The 25,777-nt window shown below is 66.8% G+C and carries 22 protein-coding genes and 1 pseudogene; 8 read left to right on the top strand and 15 right to left on the bottom strand.

Annotated features, from left to right (window positions below; translation table 11 throughout):
* Positions 1-117: 117 nt before the first annotated feature.
* Complete coding sequence (locus tag RCF34_RS07630) at positions 118-1,752, top strand: glucan biosynthesis protein D (RefSeq protein WP_308707640.1); 1,635 nt, start codon at positions 118-120, stop codon at positions 1,750-1,752.
* 90 nt (positions 1,753-1,842) lie between these two features.
* On the opposite strand, the gene RCF34_RS07635 is transcribed toward RCF34_RS07630, so the two are convergent.
* The 5 genes from RCF34_RS07635 to RCF34_RS07655 form a co-directional block, all read right to left on the bottom strand.
* Complete coding sequence (locus tag RCF34_RS07635) at positions 1,843-2,577, bottom strand: GGDEF domain-containing protein (RefSeq protein WP_308707641.1); 735 nt, start codon at positions 2,575-2,577, stop codon at positions 1,843-1,845.
* Entirely contained in the window at positions 2,574-2,963 is a 390-nt protein-coding gene (locus RCF34_RS07640; protein ID WP_308707642.1) for a DUF1987 domain-containing protein, read from the bottom strand. The genes RCF34_RS07635 and RCF34_RS07640 overlap by 4 nt, the downstream gene beginning before the upstream one ends.
* An 18-nt stretch (positions 2,964-2,981) precedes the next feature.
* Positions 2,982-3,545 carry a SiaB family protein kinase gene (locus tag RCF34_RS07645; protein WP_308707643.1) on the bottom strand — a complete coding sequence of 188 codons (564 nt, stop codon included), beginning with the start codon at positions 3,543-3,545 and terminating at the stop codon, positions 2,982-2,984.
* 5 nt (positions 3,546-3,550) lie between these two features.
* Complete coding sequence (locus RCF34_RS07650; RefSeq protein WP_308707644.1) at positions 3,551-4,777, bottom strand: SpoIIE family protein phosphatase; 1,227 nt, start codon at positions 4,775-4,777, stop codon at positions 3,551-3,553.
* Positions 4,778-4,888: 111 nt separating this feature from the next.
* Positions 4,889-7,033 (bottom strand): polysaccharide biosynthesis tyrosine autokinase, encoded by a 2,145-nt coding sequence (locus RCF34_RS07655; protein ID WP_308707645.1) that lies wholly within the window; start codon positions 7,031-7,033, stop codon positions 4,889-4,891.
* Positions 7,034-7,583: 550 nt separating this feature from the next.
* On the opposite strand from RCF34_RS07655, the gene RCF34_RS07660 reads away from it, so the two are divergent.
* Complete coding sequence (locus RCF34_RS07660) at positions 7,584-9,161, top strand: hypothetical protein (protein ID WP_308707646.1); 1,578 nt, start codon at positions 7,584-7,586, stop codon at positions 9,159-9,161.
* 37 nt (positions 9,162-9,198) lie between these two features.
* Entirely contained in the window at positions 9,199-10,470 is a 1,272-nt protein-coding gene (locus tag RCF34_RS07665) for a hypothetical protein (protein ID WP_308707648.1), read from the top strand.
* A gap of 9 nt (positions 10,471-10,479) precedes the next feature.
* Here RCF34_RS07665 and RCF34_RS07670 read toward each other — a convergent pair whose 3' ends face one another.
* The gene (locus RCF34_RS07670; protein ID WP_374941168.1) at positions 10,480-11,691 is read right to left on the bottom strand and encodes a YeeE/YedE family protein; all 1,212 of its coding nucleotides are present in this window, start codon (positions 11,689-11,691) and stop codon (positions 10,480-10,482) included.
* Positions 11,692-11,879: 188 nt separating this feature from the next.
* Between RCF34_RS07670 and RCF34_RS07675 the strand changes: the two genes are divergently transcribed.
* Together RCF34_RS07675 and RCF34_RS07680 are read left to right on the top strand one after the other, a co-directional pair.
* The gene (locus RCF34_RS07675) at positions 11,880-13,016 is read left to right on the top strand and encodes a DUF1615 domain-containing protein (RefSeq protein ID WP_374941169.1); all 1,137 of its coding nucleotides are present in this window, start codon (positions 11,880-11,882) and stop codon (positions 13,014-13,016) included.
* A 139-nt stretch (positions 13,017-13,155) separates the two neighbouring features.
* Positions 13,156-13,509, top strand: a complete 354-nt coding sequence (locus RCF34_RS07680; protein ID WP_308707649.1) for a hypothetical protein — start codon at positions 13,156-13,158, stop codon at positions 13,507-13,509.
* Between the two features lie 140 nt (positions 13,510-13,649).
* Here the strand turns inward: RCF34_RS07680 and RCF34_RS07685 are convergent, their stop codons facing one another.
* The 4 genes from RCF34_RS07685 to RCF34_RS07700 all read right to left on the bottom strand — a co-directional run bounded on the left by RCF34_RS07685 (position 13,650) and on the right by RCF34_RS07700 (position 19,308).
* Positions 13,650-14,729 carry an SMP-30/gluconolactonase/LRE family protein gene (locus RCF34_RS07685; RefSeq protein WP_308707650.1) on the bottom strand — a complete coding sequence of 360 codons (1,080 nt, stop codon included), beginning with the start codon at positions 14,727-14,729 and terminating at the stop codon, positions 13,650-13,652.
* Between the two features lie 116 nt (positions 14,730-14,845).
* Positions 14,846-16,093: a diguanylate cyclase domain-containing protein gene (locus RCF34_RS07690; RefSeq protein WP_308707651.1), complete on the bottom strand. Its 1,248-nt coding sequence runs from the start codon at positions 16,091-16,093 to the stop codon at positions 14,846-14,848.
* Positions 16,094-16,213: 120 nt separating this feature from the next.
* Entirely contained in the window at positions 16,214-17,467 is a 1,254-nt protein-coding gene (locus RCF34_RS07695) for an EAL domain-containing protein (RefSeq protein ID WP_308707652.1), read from the bottom strand.
* A gap of 83 nt (positions 17,468-17,550) precedes the next feature.
* On the bottom strand, positions 17,551-19,308 hold the full coding sequence (locus RCF34_RS07700; protein ID WP_308707653.1) for an EAL domain-containing protein: 1,758 nt from the start codon (positions 19,306-19,308) through the stop codon (positions 17,551-17,553).
* A 221-nt stretch (positions 19,309-19,529) separates the two neighbouring features.
* Here RCF34_RS07700 and RCF34_RS07705 point away from each other — a divergent pair, with 221 nt between their 5' ends.
* On the top strand, positions 19,530-20,222 hold the full coding sequence (locus tag RCF34_RS07705) for a haloacid dehalogenase type II (RefSeq protein WP_308707655.1): 693 nt from the start codon (positions 19,530-19,532) through the stop codon (positions 20,220-20,222).
* Between the two features lie 74 nt (positions 20,223-20,296).
* Positions 20,297-21,601: a leucine-rich repeat-containing protein kinase family protein gene (locus RCF34_RS07710; RefSeq protein WP_308707656.1), complete on the top strand. Its 1,305-nt coding sequence runs from the start codon at positions 20,297-20,299 to the stop codon at positions 21,599-21,601.
* On the opposite strand, the gene RCF34_RS07715 is transcribed toward RCF34_RS07710, so the two are convergent.
* A complete protein-coding gene (locus RCF34_RS07715) occupies positions 21,598-22,302 on the bottom strand; it encodes an aspartate/glutamate racemase family protein (RefSeq protein WP_308707657.1) in 705 nt (234 codons plus the stop codon). The genes RCF34_RS07710 and RCF34_RS07715 overlap by 4 nt on opposite strands.
* A 183-nt stretch (positions 22,303-22,485) precedes the next feature.
* Between RCF34_RS07715 and RCF34_RS07720 the strand changes: the two genes are divergently transcribed.
* Entirely contained in the window at positions 22,486-22,677 is a 192-nt protein-coding gene (locus tag RCF34_RS07720; protein WP_308707658.1) for a hypothetical protein, read from the top strand.
* Positions 22,678-22,735: 58 nt separating this feature from the next.
* Here RCF34_RS07720 and RCF34_RS07725 read toward each other — a convergent pair whose 3' ends face one another.
* From RCF34_RS07725 to RCF34_RS07735, 4 genes and pseudogenes are all read right to left on the bottom strand, one after another.
* Positions 22,736-22,861, bottom strand: coding sequence for a hypothetical protein (locus tag RCF34_RS07725; protein WP_308707659.1), 126 nt, complete (start codon positions 22,859-22,861; stop codon positions 22,736-22,738).
* A gap of 55 nt (positions 22,862-22,916) precedes the next feature.
* Positions 22,917-23,600 (bottom strand): methyl-accepting chemotaxis protein, encoded by a 684-nt coding sequence (locus tag RCF34_RS22970; RefSeq protein WP_374941176.1) that lies wholly within the window; start codon positions 23,598-23,600, stop codon positions 22,917-22,919.
* Positions 23,595-24,362, bottom strand: a pseudogene (locus tag RCF34_RS22975) (MCP four helix bundle domain-containing protein); the annotation flags it as partial. The pseudogene RCF34_RS22975 and the gene RCF34_RS22970, both read right to left, overlap by 6 nt.
* Before the next feature lie 508 nt (positions 24,363-24,870).
* Positions 24,871-25,680: an SDR family NAD(P)-dependent oxidoreductase gene (locus RCF34_RS07735; protein WP_308707661.1), complete on the bottom strand. Its 810-nt coding sequence runs from the start codon at positions 25,678-25,680 to the stop codon at positions 24,871-24,873.
* Positions 25,681-25,777 lie beyond the last annotated feature (97 nt).

Genomic DNA, 25,777 nt, shown 5'->3' on the forward strand with positions numbered 1-25,777 from the left:
CGCTAGGCTGCAGTTCACCGGTGCGATGGCGAACCTATCCGGGTATCGTGCATTCTTTTTCCTTTCTGGCGGTTCGGCTGGGCCGAATCTTTCATCCTTAGTGACCAAGGTTGATCCATGCAGCGTAGACACCTGCTCAAAGCGTCCCTGGCCCTGGCGGCCTACACCGGCATTCCCTCCACCGGGCTGTTCGCCCTCCAGGCCTTCGCCAATCCGGCCAATGGCGACGGCCAGGCCTTCGATTTCGACTGGCTCAAGCAGCACGCCAAGGAGCTGGCCGGCCAGGCCTACCAGCCCACCGCCCAGAAACTGCCCGACACCCTGGCGAACATGACGCCGCAGCAGTTCAATGCCATCGGCTACGATGCCCAGCATTCGCTCTGGCACGACCTCAAGGGCCAGCTGGACGTGCAGTTCTTCCACGTCGGCATGGGCTTCAAGACGCCGGTGCGGATGTATTCGGTGGACCCCAAGACCAACGAGGCCAAGGAAGTCCACTTCCGCCCCGAGCTGTTCAACTACAACGACAGCGGCGTCGACAAGAGCCAGCTCAAGGGCGACCTGGGTTTCGCCGGCTTCAAGCTGTTCAAGGCGCCGCACCTGGCCCAGTACGACATCGTCTCCTTCCTTGGCGCCAGCTATTTCCGCGCCGTGGACAAGACCCGCCAGTACGGCCTCTCGGCCCGCGGCCTGGCCATCGACACCTATGCCGATCGGCCCGAGGAATTCCCCGACTTCACCAAGTTCTGGTTCGTCACCCCGAACAAGAACAGCACCCGCTTCGTGGTCTATGCGCTGCTGGATTCGCCCAGCGCCACCGGCGCCTATCGCTTCGACATCGACTGCCTGAACGACCGGGTGGTGATGGACGTGGACGCCAACGTCAACGCCCGCCGCGACATCAAGCAACTGGGCATCGCGCCCATGACCAGCATGTTCGGCTGTGGCACCCACGAGCGCCAGACCTGCAACACCTATCACCCGCAGATCCACGACTCCGACCGCCTGGCCATGTGGAAGGGCAACGGCGAGTGGATCTGCCGTCCGCTGAACAATCCGCCCAAGCTGCAGTTCAACGCCTTCAAGGACGACAGTCCCAAGGGCTTCGGCCTGGTGCAGACCGACCACGAATTCGAGAGCTACCAGGACGTCATGGTCCGCTACGACCGCCGGCCGAGCCTATGGGTGGAGCCCACCTCCGCCTGGGGCGAGGGCGCCATCCAGCTGCTGGAGATCCCCACCACCGGCGAGACCCTGGACAACATCGTGGCCTTCTGGGCGCCGGCCGAGACCATCACCGCCGGCAAGTCGCTGCACTATGGCTACAAGCTGCACTGGAGTGCGCTGCCGCCGGTGAGCACGCCGTTGGCGCGGGTCTATGCCACCCGTTCCGGGATCGGCGGCTTCCCCGAAGGCTGGGCGCCCGGTGAGCACTGGCCCAAGGTCTGGGCGCGGCGCTTCGCCATCGATTTCAACGGCGGCGGCCTGTCGTTCCTGCCCGAGGGTACCGGCATCGAGCCGGTGGTGACCGTCACCGACGGCAAGGTGCAGGATTTCCACGTGCTCAAGATCGACGAGATCGGCGGCTACCGGGTGATCTTCGACTGGTACCCCACCAGCGACAAGACCGACCCGGTGCAGATGCGTGCCTTCATCCGTACCCAGGACCGCGCCCTGAGCGAGACCTGGCTGTACCAGTACTTCCCGCCGGCACCCGACCAGCGCCGTTATCCGGACTGGAAGCAGTCCTAAGCGGCGGATAGGAAAAAGCCGCTGTGCCTCCCCGGCGCAGCGGCTTTTTTGTATCCGGATAAAGGGCGCGAGGCTGACTGGTCGCGGTGGTCAGTCGGCCAGCACCACCTGGTTACGCCCCGCGCGCTTGGCCCGGTAGAGCGCCGCGTCGGCCAGGCCATAGGCGAGTTCGAAGTCGGTGCCCGGCGGATTGAGGCTGAGGCCGAAGCTGGCCGTCACCGGCGCCGGTCCGGTCGCCTCCCGGGCGATGCGCAGGCGCAGGCACTCGGTCATGGCCAGGGCCTCGTCCCGCGCCAGGGTCGGCAGCAGCACGGTGAATTCCTCGCCACCCACCCGACCGACGATGGCCGGCGCCTGGACGAGTTCCTGCAGGCAGCGGGCGATGGCCTGGATCACCCGATCGCCGGCGGGGTGGCCGAAGTCGTCGTTGATGCGTTTGAAGTGGTCGATGTCCAGCACGATCATGGCGCCGCCCCGTTGCCGCAGCGCCTGGCCGGCCTGGTCGATCACCGCGCCGCGGTTGAGCACCCCGGTGAGGGCGTCGTGGGTGGCGCGGTATTCCAGCTGTTGGGTGAGGGTCTGCAACTGCTGGTTGAGGGCATTCATCTCGCGTTCGGCGCGGTCGCTGCGGGCGATCAGCCGGCGCGTCTCGCGCATCAGGCGTTCGAAATGCAGCGTCAGGTCGCCCAGGGCGGCCCGGTAGCGCTCGGCATCGGCGTCGTCGGCCACATAGAGCGCACGCGCCGCCTGCAGCACCCCGGCTTCCTGCTCGAACAGATCGGGGCCCGCCTCGGCCGGGCTGCAGCGCCTGACGCTGGCGGTCATGCCGGCAGCTCGGGATGCTCGACGAAGCTCAGCGCCTGGAAGTCCAGCCGCAGTTCTTCGCCGAATTCCTGGATGGTCTCGTCCTCGGCATCGTAGTACCAGTGCAGCTCCACCTGGTTGCCGGCCTGGGCCGCCTGGTCCAGGGCGTCGAACAGGGTGAACAGCATCTTGGTGCTGGAACTGTTGAAATAGGCCAGGGCCACGTGCACCCGGATGCGGGCGGCCTGGCGCTGGTCGAGATAGGCCCGCAGCGACTCGATCACCGGGAGATAGAAGGCCGCGGCGTTTTCCGGAAAGGATTCGCCCTTGAGCCAGAGTTCGTCCTCGGCGAAACGGAAATCCACCTCGGGAGAGGTGGGCGTGGGAGCGATGAACATGGTGTCCATACGAGGTGGAGGTCCCTGTCAGATGATGGCTTTCAGGCAGAACAGGGTCGTGCCCGGCGTCTGCATGGAGGGATGGAAGGCGAATTCCAGGGGCGCACTGGCATCGCGCGCCATGGTCAGGAAGCCGAGGCCGGCGCCCTTGCTATTGGCCGGAGTCTCGGCGCGCAGGGATTCGCGATAGGCTTGCTTGATCTGTTCCAGCGACATGCTGCACAACGGCTCGAGCCGCTCGCGCAGGGCGTCCACCTTGTCGCTGGCGATAGGGTTGGCACAGAGCATCTGGTAGTTGCCGTCCTGGCGGGTGATACAGACCGAACCCTGCCCCAGCTTGGCGTCCGCCAGGGCGTCCGGGGGGAGGGCATCGGCGGAATAGTGCAGGACGTTCTGTGACAGTTCGATGAAGGAGGAAAACAGCTTGCGCCGGGTGGCGCTGCTGATCCCTTCGAATTCCAGCTGCAGCTTCACCACCTCGGCCATGGCGGCGACGATCCCATGGGAGAAATAGCCGCGGTGATAGAAAATCACGTGCTGCTGCTGGGCGATTTCGAGAAAGGCGCCGTTCGCGGGAAAGGAGGCGGTCATGTCGGTCAGGCCACGCGGATGCCGAGGAAGGTGAGATCGTCACGGCGAAGCTCGTCGCCTTGCCAGCGAGCGAGGTCCTCGCTGAGTTGCGCACAGAAGGCCGCGGTGGGCGCCGCGCGCGACTCGGTCAACCGGGCCAGGGCACGGCGCTTGCCGAAGGAGGTGCGCCGCGGGCCGCCGATCTGGTCGATCAGGCCATCGGTGGTGGCGAACAGCAGGCTGCCCGGCTGCAGAGGCAGGGTGGTGGCCGGCCAGCACTGGTCGAGCGGGCTGTCGGCGTAGCCGATGCCCAGGCGCAGCGGCGCCAGGGTCAGGGCGTCCATGGCGTCGGGCGCCAGCAGGTGGAGCGGCATCCGGGCACCGGCGTAGGTCAGGCTGTGGCCGCGTCGGTCGACCCAGAAGCAGGCCAGGTCCAGGCCGTCGTTGGATTCGGAGATGCCCCCGGACTGCCCCAGCATCGCCTTGACGCTGGCGTTGATCGTCGCCAGCAGGGCCGAGGGATCGCGCGGCCCCAGCTGTTGCAGGGCCTGGGTCAGGGACGCCGAGGCGATCAGGGTCATGAAGGCGCCGGGCACGCCGTGGCCGGTGCAGTCGGCGATGGCGCCGAACCAGCCGTCTTCATGCTGGGCGAAGTGATAGAAGTCGCCGCCGACCACGTCACGCGGTTGCCAGACCAGGGTGGCATCCTGCTCCATCACCGCCAAGGCCTCGCGCGAGCTGCGCAGCATGGCGCGCTGGATGACGCTGGCGTATTCGATGCTGTGCATGATCTGGCGATTCTTCTCGGCCTGCAGGTCCGAGACCATGCGCATCAGCTGCACGCCCAGGCCGAGCCCGGCGAAGCGCCCTTCGCGGGTGACGATGAAGCCGTCGGCCAGGGCCTTTTCGCCCACCTCGACGGTGCGCCGGGTCAGCTCCTCGATGGACAGGCCGGCGTCCACCACCAGCGGCTCCTTGTCCATGAAGGCGATGCAGCTCTTGCGATCATAGACTTCGCGGTGATACGGCTTGCTCATCTGCGAGAGAAAGATGTCGCGGTTGATCAGGCCGATCGGGCGGTCGTGCTCGATCACCGCGAGGCTGGTGATCTCGCGGCGTTCGTTGAACAGGTCCATGACCATGGCGTTGGTGTGCTCGGCCTCGACGGCGGGCCACTGGCTGCAGAGGTCGAGGGCGCAGCGTTGACTGGGGCGGGAGGCGGAACGCGAAGAGGGCAGGGGAGCGGACGACATCGATACGAATCCGTTCTCGGGAGGTCGATGCAGCCTAGGCGCTCCGTGTTGAACTTTGATGACAGAAGCTGGCCAGGCGCCAGCATCGTGCTGGGCCTGGTCAGGTTGGCGTCAGCCGGTCAGGACACCGAGGGCGGCGCGGGTGAACGGCGGGGGTGGCACGGCGTTGAGCACCGCACCCTGGAGTACCAGGCCGCTGTGGGCGAACTGGCGCTGGGTGGCTTCGATTTCCTTGGCGGTGTTGCAGCCGTGGCGCGACACCAGCAGGCAGGTCCCGGCCTGGGCGGCCAGTAGCACGGCATCGGTCACCGCCAGCACCGGCGGGGTGTCGAGGATGACCAGCTCGTAGTCCTGCTGCAGGCCGCGCAGCAGCTCGGTACAGCGCGCGCTCATCAGCAATTCGGCCGGATTCGGCGGACGGATGCCCCCGACCAGGCAGTCCAGGCCGGGTATCGCCGAAGACTGTATCGCCTGCTCGGGCGTCGCCAGCCCCGCCAGCACCTCGGCCAGACCCGGGCGACGGGCCAGCTGCAGGCGTCGGTGCAGGCGCCCGCGCCGCAGGTCGGCATCCACCAGCAGCACCCGCATTCCGCCTTCGGCCAGCACCCGTGCCAGTTGTACGGCCACCGACGACTTGCCGGCCGCGGGGCTGGCGCTGGTGATCAGCAGCAGGTCGTTGCGCGCCTCGGTGCGGGCGAAGGCCAGGCTGGTACGCAGGATGCGCAAGGCTTCCTGGTAGCCGCTGTCGAGCGAGGTCTGCAGGGGCCCGCCGACCTGGCGACTCGACGCCAGCGGCAGTTGCGCCAGCACCGGCAGGCCGAGGTCTTCCAGGCCCTCGGCGTCTTCGATACCGCGCTCGAGACTGGCGCGCAGATAGACCCAGGCGCCGCCGGCCAGGCAGCCGAAGAGCAGGGCGCTGAGGATCAGCAGGGGCTTCTTGGGATAGACCGGGGCGATCTGGGTGTAGGCGCTGTCGATGATGCGCACATCGCTCACCGTGCCGGCGCGCACCACCGACAATTCCTGGATGCGCTTGCTGATCAGCGCATAGACCTTGTCCGCCGCCTCCACTTCGCGCTGCAGGCGCAGCACCTCCTGCTGGGTCTGGGGCAACTTGGCCAGGCGCTGCTGCAGGGCCTGGCGCTCGCCGCTGAGCACCTGGCGGCGCGCCAGCAAGGTCTGGTACAGCGGATGGGTAGGGGTGAAGCGCAGGGCCAGAGCCAGCCGTTCCATTTCCAGGGCCGACAGCTGGCCGTCGAGATCCACTGCCTGGCGCAGCAGGCTGCGCCCCTCCTGGCCGATGGCGATGGAACCCTGCCGCCGCTGATAGCTGTCCAGCGCCTGGCGACCTTCGGCCAGGCGCTGGTTCACCCGCGGCAACTCCTGGCGCAGGAAGGCCAGCTGCTGGGTGGATTCATCGGCGTTGCGGGTCACGTCCTGGCGCACATAGGTCTCGGTGATGCCGCGCAGGATGCGTTGCGCCCTGAGCGGATCGGTGTCCTGCAGCTTGATCGAGAGGATGCCCGAGCGCTTGCCGCGCTCGCTGACCATGAGTCGTTCCTGTAGCGCCTGGATGGTCACGCCGCGGCGCTGCTTGACCAGGATGAATTCGGTGCCCGGATAGGCGTGCAGCTGGCCGATGTCCAGGCGCAGCTCGCCGGCGCTGGCCGGCTCGCCCAGACGGCCCTCCAGCAGCCGCTTGCCCTGGGCATCGCTCAGCAGGAAGCGATCCGGGGCCTCGGCGGTGAGGGTGAGTGGCTGGCCATAGAGGGCATCGGGCACGCTCAGGCTGGCGATGGTCAGCTGCTCGCCGCCCCAGCCGAACTGCCGGAGGCCGAACAGCGGCGGGGCCACGGCCTCACCGGCTTTCTCGTGGCGCCGGGCCAGCCAGTCGCCCAGCAGCGGCAGGCGCCGCGGGGTGACGCTCAGGTCCAGGCCCTCGGCGTCCACGACCTCACCGACCACCCGCCGCGAGGTGAGCAGCTGCATCTCGGTGATGGCTTCCGGTGGCGGCAGTGGCCGGCCATTGTCGGATTCGTCCAGGCGCACGATGCCGCGCTGGTATTCGATCTGCACCGTCGCCACCGCCTGATAGCGCGGCGCGGCCAGCTGGGTATAGGCCACGCCCAGCAAGGTGCAGAGGACCACGCAGGCCAGCAGGCCGCGGCGATGGCGCCAGAGGGCGGCGCAGTAGCGGGCGAACCCGATGTCCGCCGCCTGGATGGCAGCGGGTAGAGACTGATGCGACTTGTCCATGCAGGAGCGGGCCTTGGGCAGGTACGGAGGAGGACAGCCGTCGCGGCCGATACCTGTCTGGGGTGGACGGTGATCGGCGAACCGGGGGCGGAATCTTTGCATCCATTGGTGCCGCTGGGCGCTGGATCAAGGATCTGCGCCTTGCGGCTGGTGTGCTGCGTCGACTCTAAGCGAAAGCAAAAGCCAAAAATGTGACACCCCGTGCAGAACGCGACGGATGCCGGCTTGGCAGCGTCAAGGTGCTAGGGCAGTCTTCTTTGCGACCTGTCATACCTGCCGACGACTCGCCGGGGCAGGCCCTGTTTCCTCGTCCCCTCCGTGGGGTCGTCGAGCCAGTCTTTGCGTTAAGCGTCGTCGCCTCCTTGGCGACGCCGTGTTCCTGACGGCTTCCTGAATGTAGTCAGCGGTTGAAGCCCGGTTACCCGCCTGCGTGGCCTTACGCCCGCGCGCGGTCCTGTACCGGTTGTACCAGGCCTGCGGAGGGTAGCGCCCTGGTTCTTCACTGCCCTGGACGGCGTTCTCGACTGCATGGCTGTCAGGAGACAGGACAATGAGTGTGGCATCTGGCGTTACCCATTCCGGGGTCCGGGTTGGACGATGGCCGTTCTGGCTGGGCGGTCTGGCGGTTGGCCTGTTACTGCTGGTCGCGCTGCTCTGGCGCCTGCCGGATTTCCGCGACGGCACCGGGGCGCAGAATCTCGAAGCCAGTTATCACGTCCTGCTCAGTATCAATGCCCTGGACGAGTCCGGCGTGGCCCGGCACTGGTGGTTGCCCACGGTGACCCTGGGTGGCAGTCACGACAAGCGGGTGTCCTGGGGCGCGACCATTCCCACCCACAGCGGCGACTACGTCTACACCAGCTTCAGCAGCTACGGCTTCCTCGCGCCCTATTTCGGTCTCAAGGCCGCGGGCCTCTCGCCTTCGCTGCACAGCCTCGCGCTGTTCAACGCCGCCCTCGGCGCCCTGACGGCGCTGTTGCTGTTTCGCCTGCTGTACCTGGTACTGCGCAGCCATGGCACCACCCGCGCCCTGGCCGCCACGAGCGCGGTGCTGGGCTGCCTGATCGCGATCTTCAGTCGCGAGGCGCTGCTCTCCCAGGGCCTGCTCTACTGGGTGCAGAGTTTCTACCAGGTGCTGCTGCTGGCCAGTCTGCTGACCTTCTTCCACTACCTGCGGGCGCCGGCGAGCCAGCGCCAGCGCCTGGGCTGGCTGCTGGCCGGCCTGGTCTGCTTCGGCGCCCTGACCGAATGGACCGGCTACGTCTTCGGCGGCGGACTGGTCGTGCTGTTCTGGCTGCAGCGCCGGCACCTGCCGGAAGGCCGGCGGATGGCTTGGCGCCTGGCTTTCGCCACCGCACTGGCCGGCCTGCTGGTGCTGCTGCACTACAGCCTGGCGGCGGGCCTGCTGCCGACACTCAAGGCCTTTGCCCGGCGCTTTCTCGCCCGCAGCCCGAACAATGCCCACCTGGCCGACTTCTTCGCCGGCTACGGGCTGTCCTTCGGCCTGTTCCTGGCCGCGGTGGCCATCGCCCTGGGGGCGCTGCTCTGGAAGCGGAAGCGTCTGAACTGGCCGCGCAGCACCGCGCTGCTGCTGGTCGCCGCCAGCGTGCCGCTGCTGGAGAATCTGCTGCTGCTGCAGCACGCCACCCAGTTTTCCTTCGATCGCCTCAAGTTCATCTTTCCCGCCGCGCTGCTGCTCGGCCTGGCCTTCCTGGCCCTGAAGACCCCGGGGCGTGCCCTGCTCGCCGTGGTGCTGGTGGCCGCGGCCCTGCAGAACGGCCAGACCTATCGCCAGGACCTCGCCGGCTATGCCGGCTGGGGCGCCATCGACCGGCAGAACCAGGCGCTGGCGAGCCTGGTGAAAGGCCAGGTCGCGCTGGATTGCACCCTCATCTCCACCGACATGACGGTGCGTGGCTACGCCACCCTGCTGTTCCACCGCAGCATCCACGAATTGCAGCGCCAGCCGCTGGACTACCACGGCGAGCCGGGCGCCTGTGGCGGGCTCTATCTGGAAGGCCGGGATTTCCGCGTCGACCTGCCCGAATACACCCGCGCCCGCCTGAGTCTGGCGGATGGCCGTCAACTGACCTACGCCAAGGTCGAGGGTGACTGGCGCCTGCAATGAACGCCTTATCCATGAACACGCTGCGAGGAAACCGGGTATGCCGGGTACGCTGATCAATCGACTGAGTTTTCTGGCCCTGGGTGGCCTGATGGTCCTGCAGTTCGGCGTCTTCGAACAGAGCCCGACCAATCCGGTGGGCATCCGCTACGTGGGCGAGCTGTACCTGGCGATCTGCCTGGGCTTCTTCGCGCTCTTCACCCTGAGCACCTGGGATCGGCCGCAGCGCGACTATCGGCTGCTGATGGGCTTCTGCCTGTTTTCCACGGCGGTGTTCGTCGGCCTGCCGGCGGTGTTCGCCCAGCTGTTCTGGGGGCAGCCGCTGGTCTATGGCCTCATCGAGGAGCGGCGGGTGCTCTACTGCTTCAGCGCCTTTCTGGTCCTGTACCTGGCCAAGCGCCTGAACGCCGTGCAGTTCGAGAATCTGATCATCCTGGTCGGGCTGCTCTCGGCGCTGCTGTGCTGGCTGTCCTACTTCAAGATGCTGCCGGACCTGCGCGACGAGGTGAAGGACCTCAGCCGCCCCGGACGCGCCTCCACGGGGGCGGGCGCCATTTTCTTCGGCTACTTCATCTGCATCTACTTCGCCGGTCGCGGGCGTTCCTTCCTCGACGGCCAGTTGCGGCCCAAGCTGCGCAACGGCCTGCTGGCGCTGTTCTTTCTGGCGACCATCGTGGTGGTGTTGCAGACCCGCCAGCTGATCGTGGTCTGCCTGGTGTTCACCATCCTCGCCCTGCGCGCACGCCTGGTCGGCCCGGCGCTGTTCGGCGCCATCATCATCGCGCCGCTGATTCTCTATCCGCACCTCCTGGAAACCCTCGGCTTCAACCTGGATTTCTATGCGCGCTCGGTGCAGGAGGGCCCCACCGACAACGTCCGGGAAAACACCATTTCCCAGATCATCAACCACCTGCAGCTGTACAACGGCCTGCCCAGCGGCAGCCTCAGCCTGATGTGGAACGATGGCTTCAAGCCGATCTTCGGCGACTACTTCTTCCTCTCCGATGTCGGCATCTTCGGCACCGTGTTCCGCTTCGGCTTCCTGTCCGTCCTGGTGATTCCCATCGGCCTGGCGGTCCACTACCTGGTGGCGCGCAAGCTGAGCCGGGACCTTGAATTCACCCTGGCGGTGTTTCTCGCCTTCATGACCATCTGGCCGCTGCAGGGGCTGTTCGAATACCAGGGCACCGCGGCCCTGCTCTTCGTCATGCAGGCGCTGAAGACCTACCACGGCGCGCCCCAGTACGGGGTGGTGAGCCTGCAGGAACGACCGGGGGCATTGCCGCCCGGTCGCCAGGTCTTGCCGATCTGACTGTCTGCTCTAGCAGCCGGTCAGGCGCTCGACGCGGCGTTCGCCGGGAAAGAAGAAGGGGCGCAGGCGCACGCCCAGGCTGTTGCCGAAGAAGGCCGCCACCAGCCACAGCCAGCCGTGCAGGCTGCCCGAGGCGATGCCGCTGAAGTAGGCGCCGATGTTGCAGCCATAGGCGAGCCGCGCGCCATAGCCCAGCAGCAGGCCGCCGAGCACCGCCGCCACCAGCGACCGCACGGGGATGCGCAGGCTGGGGGCGAAGCGCCCCGCGAGGCCCGCGGCGGCCAGGGCGCCCAGCACGATGCCGAGATTCATCACGCTGGTGACGTCGAACCAGAAGGGCTCGGCCAGCGCCCGGGCGTTGGCCGGTTGCTGCCAGAAGGCCCAGCCGGAGACGTCCAGTCCGAACAGACCGGCACCCTTGGCGCCCCAGAGGGCGAAGGCCGAGGTGACGCCCCAGGGGCGACCAGCCAGGGCCAGGGTGACGAAGTTGAGCACGGCCAGGGCGATGGCGCCCCAGACCAGCGGCCAGTGGCCGCGCAGCAGGCGTGCCGCGCCCTGGTGTTCGCCAGGGACCGTGACTTCCAGCCCGCCGTGGCGACGGCGCTCCAGCACCACCGTGGTCCAGGCGATCAGGGCGAACAGCGCCAGGCTGACCAGGATGCCGGGCAGCACGCCCAGGCGGGTCACCAGGGAGGTGGGCGGCAGGCTGGGCAGGGCGAACCACCAACCCAGGTGCTGGGTGGCGATCAGCGAGCCGATGACGAAGAACAGCAGGGTCACCAGCATCCGCGCGTTGCCGCCACCGGCGGTGAACAGGGTGCCGGAGGCGCAGCCACCGCCCAGTTGCATGCCGATGCCGAACAGGAAGGCGCCGACCACCACCGAGGTGGACAGCGGCGAGACATTGCCGCGCACCGCCTCGCCGAACAGGCTGCCGGCGCCGAGGGCGGGAAAGAACAGCAGCACCGCCAGGGCCAGCATCACCATCTGAGCGCGCAGGCCGGCGCCGCGGCGGTCGAGGATGAACACCCGCCAGGCCGAGGTGAAGCCGAAGGCGGCGTGATAGAGGGTCAGGCCCAGGGCGCCGCCGAGCAGTAGCAGGAGCGCCTGACGACCGCCCACGGCCTGGCCGAGAAAGACCATGCCCACGGCGAGCAGGCCGGTGGCCCAGAGCGCTGCCCAGGGCAGGCGAGGAGAGGAGAGCGTAGAGGTCTGCTGCATCATGGTTCCGGTAGCTTCGAACTAAAGTCCGACCATTTTAGTAGGACTTGCCCGGGAATCCCAGCCACCGGGCAGCTCTGGTTGAATGAAAAGGTTACATCGATATAGCCAGAAGTTATTGAGTGTTCAGGGCAGCCGTTTGGCCGGGGACGTGGTCAAAGCGGCCAAAGGAATCCCCTGGAGTCGCCGTGTCCGCTGCTGCCGTGCTGTCCGTTCCCGCCTTGCCCAGCCTGTCGCGATTGCGCGGCTGGGCCGCCCTGGCCGCTGCACTGGTGCTGGCCGGATGCAGCCTGACGCCCAGTTCCCAGGGACCGACCCGTTCGCCGGCCGAGGTGCGCGCCGAGCTCCTGCGGCTGCTGCCGGCCAACGTCGCGGATCGGCAGGGCTGGGCCAGCGATATCCAGACCGCCTTCAGCGCCCAGGGTCTCGAGCCCTCGACGGACAACCTCTGCGCCGTGCTGGCGGTGGCGGAACAGGAATCCACCTACCAGGTCGATCCGCCGGTGCCGGGGCTGGGACGCATCGCCCGCGAGGAGATCAATCGGCGCGCGGCGCGGGCCTATGTGCCCCAGCTGCTGGTGCGCACCGCGCTCAACCTCGACTCGCCCACCGGCAAGACCTACGCCCAGCGCCTGGACGCCGCCCGTACCGAGCGCGAGCTGAGTCTGATCTTCGAGGACTTCATCGCCATGGTGCCCCTGGGCGGCCAGCTGTTCGGGCGCTTCAATCCGGTACGCACCGGCGGACCCATGCAGGTCAGCATCGACTTCGCCGAGGCCCATGCCCGCGGCTATCCCTATGACCGCGACGGTTCCATCCGCCACGAGGTGTTCAGCCGACGGGGCGGTCTCTATTTCGGCACGGCGCACCTGCTGGGCTATCCGGCGGACTATGCCACGCCGCTGTATCGCTTCGCCGATTTCAACGCCGGCTGGTACGCCAGTCGCAATGCCGCCTTCCAGAGCGCGGTAAGCCGGGCTACGGGGATGAAGCTGGCGCTGGATGGCGATCTGGTGGTGCCCGGTTCGCGGACCCAGGGCGAGACCGAGCGGGCGGTGAATCGCCTGGCGCCGGCCCTGGGCATGAGCGACATCGCCATCCGCCATGACCTGGAAGCGGGCGAATCCGAGGACTTCGCCAAGACCGATCTCTATGCCAAGGTCTATGCCCTGGCCGAGCGCAAGGCCGGTCGCAGCCTGCCGCGCGCCATCCTGCCGGGCATCACCCTGGAAAGCCCCAAGATCACCCGCACCCTGACCACCGCCTGGTTCGCCCAGCGGGTGGAGGAGCGTTGGCAGCGCTGCCGGGGCCGAGCCTCGCGCTGAGCGGGGCAGGGGCCGAACGGCGTTTTCCAGGCGATGAGGGTCGGGGTGAACTATGGCAATTGGCCAGACTATTCGCCTACCATGGGGCGATGAAGCGGCCTCGCGCCGTGCGGTTCTGGTGTAGTCCCTAGAGGTCCAGATGACCGATATCCCCGGCTCCCGGTTGACGCTCGTCGTCGACCAGCCCACCCCCACGGCCCGCCATCGGCTGCCGCCCCGCCAACAGGCCAAGGCCCTGCGGCTGCTGCGCACCCTGGGCCTCGAGGCCGATACCCCGCCCGAACTGGTGCTGGCCTGGCTGGAGCGCCGCGACGGCGGCTGCTCGCTGCCGGAAGCGGCGCGCCAGATCGGCCTGGGCAACTGGCTGGGGATCACCACCAGCCTGGCCGATCTCACCCAGAATCTGGCACGCTTCGAAGCGGCCTACGCCTTGGAAAGCGTGCTCGACTCCCTGACCGTCCTGGTCGAGCAGTCGCCGCCCGAGTCCCGCTAGGTTCTGTGCGAAAGGCGCCTGCGCATCGGTGAGGCGTCGTTGAAAAACGCATTCGGAATGCTCCTTTACCCTCGTAAACTCCGCATCCTCAGCGTCTTTCGCCTAGCCTGACCTTCGCTCGGCGACTTTCCCTGCAGAACCTAAAGGCCAGCACCGCGGATGTTGACGTAGAGGCTGTACAGGGAGTGGGAACCGGCCATGAACAGCCGGTTGCCTTCCGGCCCGCCAAAGCACAGGTTGGGGCAGCGTTCCGGCAGGTGGATGTGACCGAGCGCCTTACCACTGGGATCGAAGACGCGAACGCCATCGAGGGCTTCGGGCTTGGCCGCCGGCGCGCCACTGCTGCCCCAGCCGCACCAGAGATTGCCCGCCACATCGCACTTGATGCCGTCCAGGGCGCCATATTCCAGCGCCTCGATGTGCTTGCGGCGGTCGCCTAGGCTGCCGTCGTCCTTGACGGTATAGGCCCACACCAGGCGATTGGGCTTGGCGCGGCCCTCGACCACATAGAGCAGTTTCTCGTCCGGCGAGAAGGCCAGGCCGTTGGGGCCGTTGAGGTCGCCGATCACCCGGGTCACCGCCAGGCTCTCGCCGTCGATGCGATAGACCGCATCGGGCTGCTCGGTCTTGACCCGGTGGCCCTCGTAGTCGCTGTTGGCCTGGAACGGCGGATCGCTGAACCAGATGGAACCGTCACGCTTGACCACCACGTCGTTGGGCGAATTGAACGGCTTGCCTTCGAAGTTATCGGCCAGCACCGTGAGGCGCCCGTCGTGCTCGGTGCGGGTGACCCGCCGACCGAGGCCGTGGGTGGTGGAGCCTTCACAGGCGATCAACCGGCCCTGCCGGTCGCGGGTCAGGCCGTTGGCGAAATTCGACTGGGCGCGATAGGTGTCCAGTCGGCCACTGACCTCATCCCAGCGCACGATGCGGTTGTTGGGGATGTCGCTCATCAGCAGGTAGTTGCCATCGCCGATCCAGACTGGCCCTTCGGCCCAGCGCAGGCCGGTGGCCAGGCGCTCGATGCTGGCGTTGAACAGCCGCAATTCCAGGAAGCGGTCGTCGAGGATCTCGATCAGCGGATCGGGATAGCGTTGGCTCAGGGGTTCGGCGGCGCGGGCGAGACCCGGCAGCGTGAGGGCGGCGCCGCAGACCAGGCCGCCCTGGAGCAGCCGGCGACGTGACAATGGCCGGGCGAGACCCGGGGAGGAGTCGTGCATGGGACAGGTCCTTGATTGTTATTGTTAGACGAGGCGATACGCGTCAGCTCGGCGAGACAGGCATATCGTACGACATCATATGTCTTGTGGCGGAGTGCGCCAACCCAGGATCCGTTCTACTCGGCGTCCAGTACCAGGCAGGTGCGGGCACGGCCCTGGCGCTTGGCCTGATAGAGGCGGCGATCGGCTTCGTGCAGGAAGCCTTCGAGGTCGTTGGCGACGCCGCTGAAGACTCCGGCGCTGAACGACAGTGGCGGGGCGCCCGGTGCATAGGTCTGGGCGTGGCAGTAGCGCCGCAGCAGGTCCAGCGCCTGCAGCAACTGCTCCGGGGGCATCCGGCTGACCAGGGCGAATTCCTCGCCGCCCAGGCGGCCGGTCAGGTCCTGGGGCAGGGTGCGGGCCAGCGCCTGGGCAAAGACCACCAGGGCGCTGTCACCGCTGGCATGGCCGTGTTCGTCGTTGATGCGCTTGAAGTGATCCAGGTCGAGCATGGCCACGCTCAAGGTGTGGCCCTCGCGTTCTGCCTGGCGAAACAGCTCTTGGGCCTGATCCTGGAAGGCACGCCGATTGCGCAGCCCGGTGAGGGAATCGTACTGGGCGGCATGGGTGAGGGCGCGCATCAGATCCCGCCGCTCCAGGGTCGAGACCACCCGGCAGTTGAGTTCCTCGGGGCAGAAGGGCTTGCGCAGGAAGTCGTCGGCGCCCTGCTTGATGAACTTGGCGCTGAGCGAGCCCTTCTCGTCGGCCGACAGGCCGATGATGCTGAGGTCGTGGCGGCGCAGCTTCTGCCGCAGCAACTGCACCAGTTCGAAGCCGCTGAGGCCGGGCATGCTGTGGTCCACCACCAGCAGGTCGATGTCCGGCTGCTCCTGCAGCAGGCGCAGCGCCTCGTTGCCGTCGCAGGCGTCCAGCAACTGGTAGCGATGGGGCGTCAGCACGTGGCGGATGTAGTTGCGGGTGGCGTCGGAGTCCTCGGCGATGAGGATCTTGACCGCGGTATTACTGTCCAGCCGGCGCAGCAGCCGGAAGGCGAATTCGTAGGAGTACTGGCTTTCCTTGAGCACATAGTCGACCACGCCCTTGGTCAGCAGGTCGTCGCGCCGGCGCTCGTCGTAGGAACCGCTGAGGACGATGCAGGGCAGGCGATAGCGCAGCACCAGGTCGACGCTTTCGCCATTGGGCGCATCGGGCAGGTTGAGATCCACGAGGGCGGCGAAGAACAGGTCGGCCGAGGTTTCCAGCATCAGCTCGGCTTCGGCCAGGGTGGCGCAGAACACCGGCTCGAAGTCGCGCTGCTGACGAAAGAGGTGCGCCAGAATCTTGAGGACCATGGGGCTGTCTTCGATGACCAGGATGGAGCGCACCGGTAACTCCTGCAGGACAAAGAACGGCCGAGGGCGGGTCTGACGTCAGATGAAGCGATCATTCGCCTAGGCGTATCGGCCAAGGGATCGGCGACTTGAATGGTCGCCGATCCTTTCCGTTTAGCTGTCCTGCAGGCCTTCCAGCCGGCGCTGGCGGGGCAGGCGCAGGGCGTCGTCGCGCGGCAGCGGACGGCTCAGCAGGTTGCCCTGCACCTTGTCCACCTGCAGCGCCTTGAGCGCTTCCAGTTCGGCGAGGGTCTCCACCCCCTCGGCGATCACCTCCTTGTGGGTCTCGCGGGCGAAGGCGATGATCGCCGAAGCCAGCGCCCGGCGCTCGGCGTCGCGATCGATGTCGCGCACCAGGCTCATGTCCAGCTTGATCATGTCCGGACGCAGCCGGAGGATATGCCTCAGGCTCGAATAGCCGGCGCCGGCATCGTCGATGGCCAGGCGCACGCCCTGGGCGCGCAGCGGTTGCAACTGGGCGTGCAGGGCGTCGTAATCCTCGACCTCGGCATGTTCGGTGATCTCCAGCACCAGGCGTCCCGGCGCGGTGCCAGCCAGCAGTGCCGGCAACCGACCGCCGAGGATGGTCTGCGGCGAACAGTTCATGGTCAGGTAGCTGTCATCCGGCAGGCTCTGCAGCCCCTGCAGGGCAAAGCGCATGGCGCACTCTTCGAGTTCATCGCCGAGGCCGATGGCGCTGGCCTCGGAAAACCACAGATCTGGACTGCGCTGCGGCAGGCAGTGGAAGCGCGACAGCGATTCCCAGCCGGCGATGCGCAGATCGTTCAGATGATAGATCGGCTGGTAGACGATGCTGGGCTGGTGGGCGGCCACCGCGCCCTGGATGCGCTGGCGCATCTCCACCTGGCCGCGGCGGCTGGAGACGTCCAGGCTGAGGCGATCGGCCACCAGTTCGGCGAAGGTCCGCACCAGCTCCAGGTCACGGGGACTCAGGGTCGGATCGGGCTGGTACTTGAAGCAGCAGAAGGTGCCATAGAGCTCGCCATCGCTGAGTCGCACGGGCACGCTCAGGTGCGCGCCGATGGGCACGCTGCGGGTCTCCGGGATCAGTCGCGCAGGGCCGATGGCGCGGGTATCGGGGATGAGTTCGGGCAGATGGCCGGTGACCACCTGCTGACAATAGCCCTGGCTGAGCGGCAGGACATCACCCGCCTTGATCGGCGCATCGAGCACGGCATCGACATTGCGAAAGACCCGGTCCTGCTGGCGGAATTCGGCCAGGAAGGCCACGTCCATGTCCAGATGGGTACGCAGCGCGTGCAGCACCTTGTCGATGCAGCCCTGGCTGCTCAGCGTGCCGGTATCCAGGCCAACCACGTCCAACAACTCGGTAGCTGATTCCCTCATATCCTCACTCCCGGGAAACTACGACCTGAACCAGTGTAGAGCCTGGAATGAATTTGTCAGTCAAATGACTTCATCCGTTCGGCTTAACCCTGTTCGGCGTACCAGGCCTCGAAGGCGGGCAGAGCCATGGGCCGGGCCAGCAGATAGCCCTGGACCTCGTCGCAGCCGGCTTCCTGCAGGAAGGCCAGCACGTCCGGCGTCTCTATCCCTTCGGCGACGCTGCGATAGCCGAGCTTGCCGATCAGCATCAGCAGCGCCCTGACCACCTCCTGCTTGCGTGGATCCTGGGGCAGGTCATGGATCAGCGAGCGGTCGAGCTTGACGCTGGTGACCGGCAATTCGTACAGGTAGGCGAAGTTGCTGTAGCCGCTGCCAAAGTCGTCGATGGCGATCTCCAGGCCCAGCTCACGCAGGGCATGCAGCTGGGCGATGGCCTCCGGATTGCGTTTCAGCCATTCGCCTTCGGTGATCTCCACTTCCAGCCGCCGCGGATCGACGCCCTGGCGCTGGCAGGTCTCGCGTAGCAGGTCCACCAGATCGCCCTCGTCGAAATCCCGCGGCGACAGGTTGAGCGACAGCCGCCCCTGGTAGCGACGGTCCCAGCGCGCCAGCTGGGTGACGGCGGTGCGGATCACCCAGCGGGTGACGCTGTGGATCAGTGCGGTCTTCTCGATGGCCGGAATGAAATCGCCGGGGGCGATGGGGCCGAGTTGCGGATGCGTCCAGCGCAACAGGGCTTCGGCGCTGCATAGCCGGCGCCCGGGCAGTGCCAGGCGCGGCTGGAAGGCCAGGCTGAAGTCGCCGCGTTCGAGGGCCTCGGGAAGCTGCCGGACCAGCTGGAAGATCCGCTGGAAGGCTTCGTCCTGGGGGCGCTCGTAGAGTCCCCAGTGGCGGGTGCTCAGGGCGGCCTGGTTGACGGCTACCATGGCCTTGCGCAGCAGGTCGCGCACCTCGCCCGGGTTGAGCTCGAAGGGCACCACGCCGGCCTTTACCGGCGGATCGATGGGAATCCGGTCGGCCTGGACCGGGGTCCGCAACTGGGCGATCAGGGCTTCCAGCAGCGGCGGGTAGTCGTAGTTCGCGGGCAACAGAAAGGCGAATCTCTTGGTGTCCACGTGATAGACCTTGGCCCGCTCGCTCAGGGCGTCGCACAGGCGCAGGGCCAGGCTGCGCAGAAAGGTCTCGAAGGGCCACATGCCCTGGGCCAGGACCAGCTGCTCCTTCCAGTGGGTTTCCAGCGGATCCACCAGCACCAGCAGGCGCGCCTCGCCGGGATGGAGTTCGGTCAACTGGGCCACATCGGCTTGGAACTGCTGCCGATTGGGCAGGCCGCTGACCGGATCGCGCCGGCGCAGGTGCTGACGCAGGACGATGAGTCGCATCACCTGGGCGGCGAAATCGTCCAGGCGCTTGCGTTCCGTCGCCGTCAGCTGGCGCGGTTGGTTGTCGAGGATGCAGAGGCTGCCGATGGCATAGCCGGCCTCGGTGACCAGGGCCGAGCCGGCATAGAAGCGCACGAGCGGCGCCTTGACCACCAGGGGGTTGTGGCTGAAGCGGGTATCGCAGCGGGCATCGTTGATCTCCATCCGGCCATCCTCGGCCTGGATGGTGTGGGCACAGAAGGCATCCTCTACCGGCATCTGCGCGAGGTCGAAGCCGACGCGGGCCTTGAACCACTGGCGGTCGCGGTCAACCAGACTGATCAGCGCGGTCGGCACATTGAAGCTGCTGGCGACCAGTTCGCAGAGGCGATCGAATTCCTCCGCCGGCGCCGAGTCGAGCAGCTCCAGTGCATGCAGGGCGTTGAGGCGGTCATCTTCGTACTGCAGTGGGTCGGCCATCGGACTAGCTCAAGAGGACGGACAGGCCTGGCAGGAGTTCCAGGCGCATCTTCGAAGACCGGAGTGCCAGTCGAGCCGAGCGAGTGGTCGACAGGAGGCGGGTTGACCGGGGGTATCGGCTGGAAATCATAAGACTTTAACTGTTTTCTCGCGTCTGCCAGTCCTGCAAACCTTAGCGCGGCTGCACCTCGATCGCGAGCCCTGGTCGAAGGAACATCCTCATGCGAGTGCTTGCCATGACCCTGACCTGCCTGTTCGACATCAACGAGACCGTGCTCGACCTGTCCGCACTGGACGGCCTGTTCACCGAGCTGTTCGGTGATCCGCGGAGCCGCACGCTGTGGTTCGCCCAGACCCTGCAGAACGCCATGACCGCCGAACTCTGTAGCCGCCATGCGCCCTTCGAGGCCCAGGGCCAGGCGGCGCTGGACATGATCGGCGCTCGGCTCGGGCGTATGCCGACCACGGCCGACAAGCAACGCGTGGCCAAGGCGCTGAAGGAGCTGCCCGCCCATGCCGATGTCAGCACCGGCCTCGACTTCGCCCGGGCGCAGGGCGTGCGCTGCATCGCCTTTTCCAACAACGCCCGCGACGCTACCCAGGCACAGCTGGAATATGCCGGCCTGAGTGACGCCTTCGCCGACATCCTCTCCGCCGAGGACGCTGGCGCCAGCAAGCCCGCCACGGCCACCTATCACCAGGCCGCCGCCAGCCTCGGCGAGCCGGCCGAGCGCCTGTGGCTGGTCGCCGTCCATGCCTGGGACATCGCCGGCGCTCAGGCCGCCGGCTTCAAGGGCGCCCTGGTGCAGCGGCAGGCCGAGCAGGTGGCCAATCCCCTGGCGCCACCCGTGGTGACGGCAGGCGATCTGCAAGAGGCAGTGGCGCGCATTCTGGCGTACGAGGGCCGCAGCTAGCGGCCTGGCGTGCTAACGTCCGCGCCATCACCGGCCGGGTGCCGGTTTTTCAAGACAGTGAGAGTCGCCTTCCCATGACGGATACCCTAGCCCGGCTGCGTGCCGGCGAACTGGCCGGGGCCACGCGCCTGACCCTGCGCGCCGACCTGAGCGAATTTCCCGAAGAGATCTATGCCCTGGCCGACAGCCTGGAAATCCTCGACCTGTCGGGCAATCGGCTGATGCGCCTACCGGCCGACCTGGGCCGGCTGCACCGTTTGCGCATTCTCTTCTGCTCGGGCAATCCCTTCACCGAGTTGCCCGAGGTGCTGGGTACGCTGCCCAGGCTGGAGATGATCGGCTTCAAGGCCTGCCAGCTGGAGCGGGTGAGTGCCGCGGCCCTGCCACCGCGCCTGCGCTGGCTGATCCTCACCGACAACCGCATCGCCGAGCTGCCCGCCGCCCTGGGTGAACGGCCGGCGCTGCAAAAGCTGATGCTGGCCGGCAACCGGTTGCAGAGCCTGCCAGCGGCCATGGCCGGCCTGCATCAGCTGGAGCTCCTGCGGCTGTCGGCGAATCGCTTCGCGGCGCTGCCCCCGGCCATTCTCGAACTGCCACGGCTGACCTGGCTGGCCTATGGCGACAATCCCCTCGGCGCCGCCCGCGAGCGCGCGGTACGGGCGCAGGCGGCCAGCCAGCAGCGCATCGCCTGGGCCGATCTGCAGCTCGGCGAGCGGCTGGGGGAGGGCGCTTCCGGTATCATCCACCAGGCGCGTTGGCAATCGCCCACCGGCCCGCGTGAGGTCGCCGTCAAGCTGTTCAAGGGCAGCATGACCAGCGATGGCACCCCGGAAAGCGAAAGCGCCGCCAGCCTCAGTGCCGGTATCCACCCCTGGTTGATCGGCGCCCTCGGCGACCTGGCCGATCACCCCGAGCAGCGCAGCGGCCTGGTGCTGGAACTGGTGGAGCCGGCTTTCGGCAACCTGGCCGGCCCGCCCAGCTTCAGCACCTGCAGTCGCGACGTCTATCCCGAGGACACCTGCTTCACCGCCAGCGCCGTGCGCACCATGGCCGGCGGCATGGCCAGCGCCCTGGCGCATCTCCATGGGCACGGCCTGGTCCACGGCGACTTCTATGCCCACAACATCCTCTGGGATGGCGGCGCGCGCTGCCTGCTGGGGGATTTCGGTGGTGCCTCGCTGCTCCCCGAGGACGCGGCGCAGGCCGCGCGCCTGCAGCGCTTCGAGAGTCGTGCCTTCGGCATCCTGCTGGAGGAGTGGCTGACGCGGTGCAGCGAACCGGTCGATCCGACGCTGGCGGGCCTGGTTGCGGAGTGCCAGCAGCCCGATCTCGATGCGCGCCCGTTGCTGGCCGAGGTCACGCGCCGGCTGCAGGCCTAGTCCCGCGCCTTGTCCAGCGCCCAGTCCACGGCGGCCAGGGCGTGCAACCGCGTGGTGTCGAACAGCGGCACCGCGCTGTCGTGCTGATCCACCAGCAGCATGATCTCGGTGCAGCCGAGCACGATGCCCTCGGCGCCCCGGGCGACCAGTTCGGCGATGATCGTGCGGTAGGCCGCCCGTGATTCCGCTCGCACCTCACCGCGTACCAGTTCCTCGTATATGATGCGATGCACGGTCTGGCGCGCGGCCGGTTCGGGCACCACGACCTTCAGCCCGAAGCGTTCCGTCAGCCGTTCGCGGTAAAAGGCCTGCTCCATGGTGAAGGCGGTACCCAGGAGGCCGATGGTCCGCAGTCCCTGGGCGCGGATTGCCGCACCCGTGGGATCGGCGATGTGCAGCAGCGGCAGCGCCGTGGCCGTCTCGATCTCCGTCGCCAGGCAGTGCATGGTGTTGGTACAGAGCACCAGCGCCTCGGCACCCCCGGCGGCCAGTTGCCGCGCATGGCCTTGCAGACGCTGACCCAGCGCCGTCCAGTCACCGGCGTGCTGCAGGACGGCGATCTCGGCGAAATCGACTGACAGCAAGAGGCATGCGGCCGAATGGCTGCCGCCCAGGCGGCGCCGGACCTCTTCGTTGAGGATGCGATAGTAGTGAGCCGAACTTTCCCAGCTCATGCCGCCCAGCAGGCCAAGGGTGCGCATGGCTTGTCTCCCATTGAGTGCGAGGGCTTATCTTGCCTGGCAGGCGCGGGTCTGGAGAGAAGCAGTCGCGACCGGATCGAGGCATACAGTGGTCCTGGCCGCGGGTTTGTCCAGACCGGTGGCGGCTGCGCCGACCTCCGCTATGCTTGCCAGAGGCCATTCCCGGCCCTGGAGGTGATCGTCATGCTCAAAGCGTTGCTCACCGCGGTAGCCCTGACCCTCTTCGCCACCCCCAGCGTCCAGGCGGCGCCCTGCCGAGATGCGCACGGCAAGTTCGTCAAATGCGACACGATCAAGACCAAGGCCGCGCAATGCAAGGATGCCAAGGGCAAGTTCGCCAAGTGCGGTACGCCCGGAGCCACGCCGGTCAACTAGTCGCAGCAGCGCTGCCAGCCGGGAGGTTGGGTGACCGACAGGCTGGCAGCGACCTGGCTCAGGCGACCTTGAAGCGTCCCACCAGCTGATTCATCTGTACCGCTAGTTGCGACAGTTCGCTGCTGGCCGTCGCCGTCTGGCTGGCACCCGCGGCGCTCTGTACCGACAGGTCGCGAATGGTCATCAGCGCCCGATCCACCTCTCTCGCTACATGGGCCTGTTCCTCGGCCGCGTGGCGATCAGGGTGGTGCGCTCGGAGATCCGGTCACCGCCTCGGTGATGACTGTCAGCGATTGCTGCGAATCTCGCGCCAGGGTCAGGGTGCGCTGGGCCAGGCCGGCGGTCGCGGTCATGGTGTTGACTGCCACGCTGCTGCCACGCTGTACCTGGGTGATGACCGACTCGATCTCCTGGGTCGACTGCTGGGTGCGCTGTGCCAGGGCGCGCACCTCGTCGGCCACGACGGCGAAGCCACGGCCGGCATCACCGGCGCGTGCGGCCTCGATGGCCGCGTTGAGCGCCAGCAGGTTGGTCTGCTCGGCCACGCCGCGGATCACCTCCAGCACCGTGGTGATGTTGCCGACATCCTGGGCCAGTTGCTGGATGCGGCCACTGCTGTCGGTGACGTTGCCGTTGAGCGCCTCGATAGCCTGGACGGTCTGCTCGACGCTGGCGCGGCCCTGGCGCGAGGCAGTATCGGAGCTGCGCGCTTCGCTTGAGGTACTCTCGGCGTTGCGGGCGACTTCTTCCACTGCGGCCGTCATCTGGTTGACCGCGGTAGCGGCTTGCTCGATTTCCTGGTTCTGCTGATTCAGACCGCGATTGGCGTCTTCGGTCACCGCGTGCATCTCGGTGGCAGCGGAGGCCAGCTGGATGGCCGAGTCGCTGATCTGCTGCAGGGTCTGCACCAGATTGCCACGCATCCGCTCGAAGCTCAGGCTCAGCTGGTGAAGCTCGTCCCGGCCCTGGTCCTGCCAGGGCTGCAGAAGGTCGCCATTGGCGATGCTTTCAGCCACGGCCATGCTCCGGCGCACCGGCAGCACCAGGCTCTGGGTGAAGCGCCAGGCGATCAGCAGGGTCATCATCAGGGCCAGAACCAGGGTGGCGATCACATAGGTAAGGCTTTGCTCGTAGAGCGCGGTCGCCTCCTGGCCAAGCTCGATCGCCTGGTCATGGTTGACCTGGATGAGATCCTGAACCTTTGCCAGCAAGGGTTCGTTGAGCGGGCGGAAGGTCTGGTTGAGGTAGCTGCGCGCAGCATCCATGCCGTCGGTGGCCAAACGTCTCTGGACTTCGTCCAGCACGGTACGCCAGGGACCGACGAGCTGCTTCAACTCCTGGTAGAGGCGGCCTTCCCGGTCGCTACCGACCACGGTCTGGTAGCTCTCCAGCAACTTGCCGAAGCGTTCCAACTCCTGCTTGAGCTGTGCCTGACTGGTCTGGATCACGCCGCTGTCGGCCGCCGTGATGAACCTCAGGGTCTCCAGGCGGACACGCAGCACCGTGGATTCAAGTTCGGCGGCAATCCGGGTGCCGCCCAGACTGCTCTGCTCCAGGACTTGCTGGCTGGCCCGCAGTTTGCCGATCTGGTTCAGGCTGAAGAGTCCGAGACCCAGCAGCAAGATTGCAAAACTGGTAAAGCACAACAGGGCTCTACTACCAATTTTCAAAGTTCTTAATGACATGAAGCGGCTCTCGTTATGAACGTAATTGTGAGCAATGTTTCAAGGAATTCGGGGTTTGAAATCAGGTGGCCGATGAAGCAGCCAAATAACGGCTCCATCGGTATTTGAGATATTCTGATTCTTATTACCCTGAAATTTGGCCAATCTTATGGCGCTGTTTTTTTGCCATGAATCCAGGAGGGACGCGCGGTGCGTTGTAGGCTCGTGCATCGCTGGATGCAGCCTGGCATGCGAGTTCGCGGCGGCTAAGCAAACTATTTAAATTGTTTCAGACCTGTTGGTCTGAAACAATTTAAATAGTCCGTTATTAATGGCCTGATGCAGGTTGTACAATAACGACGTCAAGCGTGATATTCGCTGTCGAGGGTGTTGGGCCGGTTTTATTGCCAAGGACGTGTTCGTTCGATGGCAAAGCAAGTTTGGCTGCAAGGTGGGGATTTTCAAGCGTGGAGTCTGGACAGGCCTCGGACCGCGTGCAGCAGGCCGAGGCCACGCCGGTGACTGCGACTCAGTCGTCGCGCTGCGCCGACCCCGGCTCCGACCAGGCGCGATGACGCTCGGCCTTCTGGGCTTCGCTTTCCACACGATTGAGCACCTCGCCCTCGTGCTGCACCTCGGGGCCGCCGCCATAGACATGGTCGAGGCCCTGCATCAGGGCGGCGTAGCCCTGGGCGGCCACCTGTACCGGATCGTTCTTCGGCCCGGCACCCACACTGGTGTCGTCCTCGCCGGCGCGGTGGAAGAAGTTGGTGTCGGTCTGGCCAGGCATGAGCACCGTGAAGGTCACGCCGCTGTCCTTGAGTTCGTTGCGCAGGGCGAAGGCGAAGGAATTGATGAAGGCCTTGGAGGCGCCATAGACGGCCTCGAAGGGAATCGGCGCCGTGGCCGAGATGGAAGAGGTGAAGAGCACCCGACCGCGGCCGGCGGCGACCATCTCCGGCAACACCAGCTTGGCCAGGTGGACGGTGGACATCACATTGAGCTGGATCAGCGCCATCTCGTCTTCCAGGCGCGTCTGGCCGACGAAGGCGCCGCCCAGGCCGACCCCGGCATTGAGCACCACGACGTCCAGCGGACGGCCCTGGCGGCGCAGGAATCTATAGGTCTCCTCCACGCCCACGGCGGTGCGCAGGTCCGCCGCATGGCTCCACACCTTGACTCCCAGGGCACGCAATTCGCGCTCGGCGGCATCCAGCCCGTCGCCGCGGGAAACCAGCAGCAGATCGTGGCCATGACGGGCCAGCTGCTTGGCCAGTTCGAAGCCGATGCCGCTGGAGGCACCGGTGACGGCGGCCAGTGGCCGGGTAACGTTGCTCATGCTCAAATCCTCTGCAGACCTGTTTTAGCTGGGATCGTCGCGGCGGTCCGACGCTCCCCGCAGCCGACGGTTAACCGGTGACGGCATGGCATAATCG

The sequence above is a fragment of the Pseudomonas sp. 102515 genome (genome assembly GCF_031085165.1).
Taxonomy (GTDB): domain Bacteria; phylum Pseudomonadota; class Gammaproteobacteria; order Pseudomonadales; family Pseudomonadaceae; genus Chryseomonas.

Bases quoted from the DNA above. Each gene is read 5' to 3' on its own strand.
- RCF34_RS07680 (WP_308707649.1), top strand. From the start codon at position 13,156: ATGACCGATATCCCCGGCTCCCGGTTGACGCTCGTCGTCGACCAGCCC.
- RCF34_RS07715 (WP_308707657.1), bottom strand. From the start codon at position 22,302: ATGCGCACCCTTGGCCTGCTGGGCGGCATGAGCTGGGAAAGTTCGGCT.
- RCF34_RS07655 (WP_308707645.1), bottom strand. From the start codon at position 7,033: ATGGACAAGTCGCATCAGTCTCTACCCGCTGCCATCCAGGCGGCGGAC.
- RCF34_RS07650 (WP_308707644.1), bottom strand. From the start codon at position 4,777: ATGTCGTCCGCTCCCCTGCCCTCTTCGCGTTCCGCCTCCCGCCCCAGT.
- RCF34_RS22970 (WP_374941176.1), bottom strand. From the start codon at position 23,600: ATGCGTGGCAATCTGGTGCAGACCCTGCAGCAGATCAGCGACTCGGCC.
- RCF34_RS07660 (WP_308707646.1), top strand. From the start codon at position 7,584: ATGAGTGTGGCATCTGGCGTTACCCATTCCGGGGTCCGGGTTGGACGA.
- RCF34_RS07720 (WP_308707658.1), top strand. From the start codon at position 22,486: ATGCTCAAAGCGTTGCTCACCGCGGTAGCCCTGACCCTCTTCGCCACC.
- RCF34_RS07630 (WP_308707640.1), top strand. From the start codon at position 118: ATGCAGCGTAGACACCTGCTCAAAGCGTCCCTGGCCCTGGCGGCCTAC.
- RCF34_RS07635 (WP_308707641.1), bottom strand. From the start codon at position 2,577: ATGACCGCCAGCGTCAGGCGCTGCAGCCCGGCCGAGGCGGGCCCCGAT.
- RCF34_RS07640 (WP_308707642.1), bottom strand. From the start codon at position 2,963: ATGGACACCATGTTCATCGCTCCCACGCCCACCTCTCCCGAGGTGGAT.
- RCF34_RS07700 (WP_308707653.1), bottom strand. From the start codon at position 19,308: ATGGCCGACCCACTGCAGTACGAAGATGACCGCCTCAACGCCCTGCAT.
- RCF34_RS07670 (WP_374941168.1), bottom strand. From the start codon at position 11,691: ATGCAGCAGACCTCTACGCTCTCCTCTCCTCGCCTGCCCTGGGCAGCG.
- RCF34_RS07725 (WP_308707659.1), bottom strand. From the start codon at position 22,861: ATGACCATTCGCGACCTGTCGGTACAGAGCGCCGCGGGTGCCAGCCAG.
- RCF34_RS07695 (WP_308707652.1), bottom strand. From the start codon at position 17,467: ATGAGGGAATCAGCTACCGAGTTGTTGGACGTGGTTGGCCTGGATACC.
- RCF34_RS07665 (WP_308707648.1), top strand. From the start codon at position 9,199: ATGCCGGGTACGCTGATCAATCGACTGAGTTTTCTGGCCCTGGGTGGC.
- RCF34_RS07685 (WP_308707650.1), bottom strand. From the start codon at position 14,729: ATGCACGACTCCTCCCCGGGTCTCGCCCGGCCATTGTCACGTCGCCGG.
- RCF34_RS07645 (WP_308707643.1), bottom strand. From the start codon at position 3,545: ATGACCGCCTCCTTTCCCGCGAACGGCGCCTTTCTCGAAATCGCCCAG.
- RCF34_RS07735 (WP_308707661.1), bottom strand. From the start codon at position 25,680: ATGAGCAACGTTACCCGGCCACTGGCCGCCGTCACCGGTGCCTCCAGC.
- RCF34_RS07710 (WP_308707656.1), top strand. From the start codon at position 20,297: ATGACGGATACCCTAGCCCGGCTGCGTGCCGGCGAACTGGCCGGGGCC.
- RCF34_RS07705 (WP_308707655.1), top strand. From the start codon at position 19,530: ATGCGAGTGCTTGCCATGACCCTGACCTGCCTGTTCGACATCAACGAG.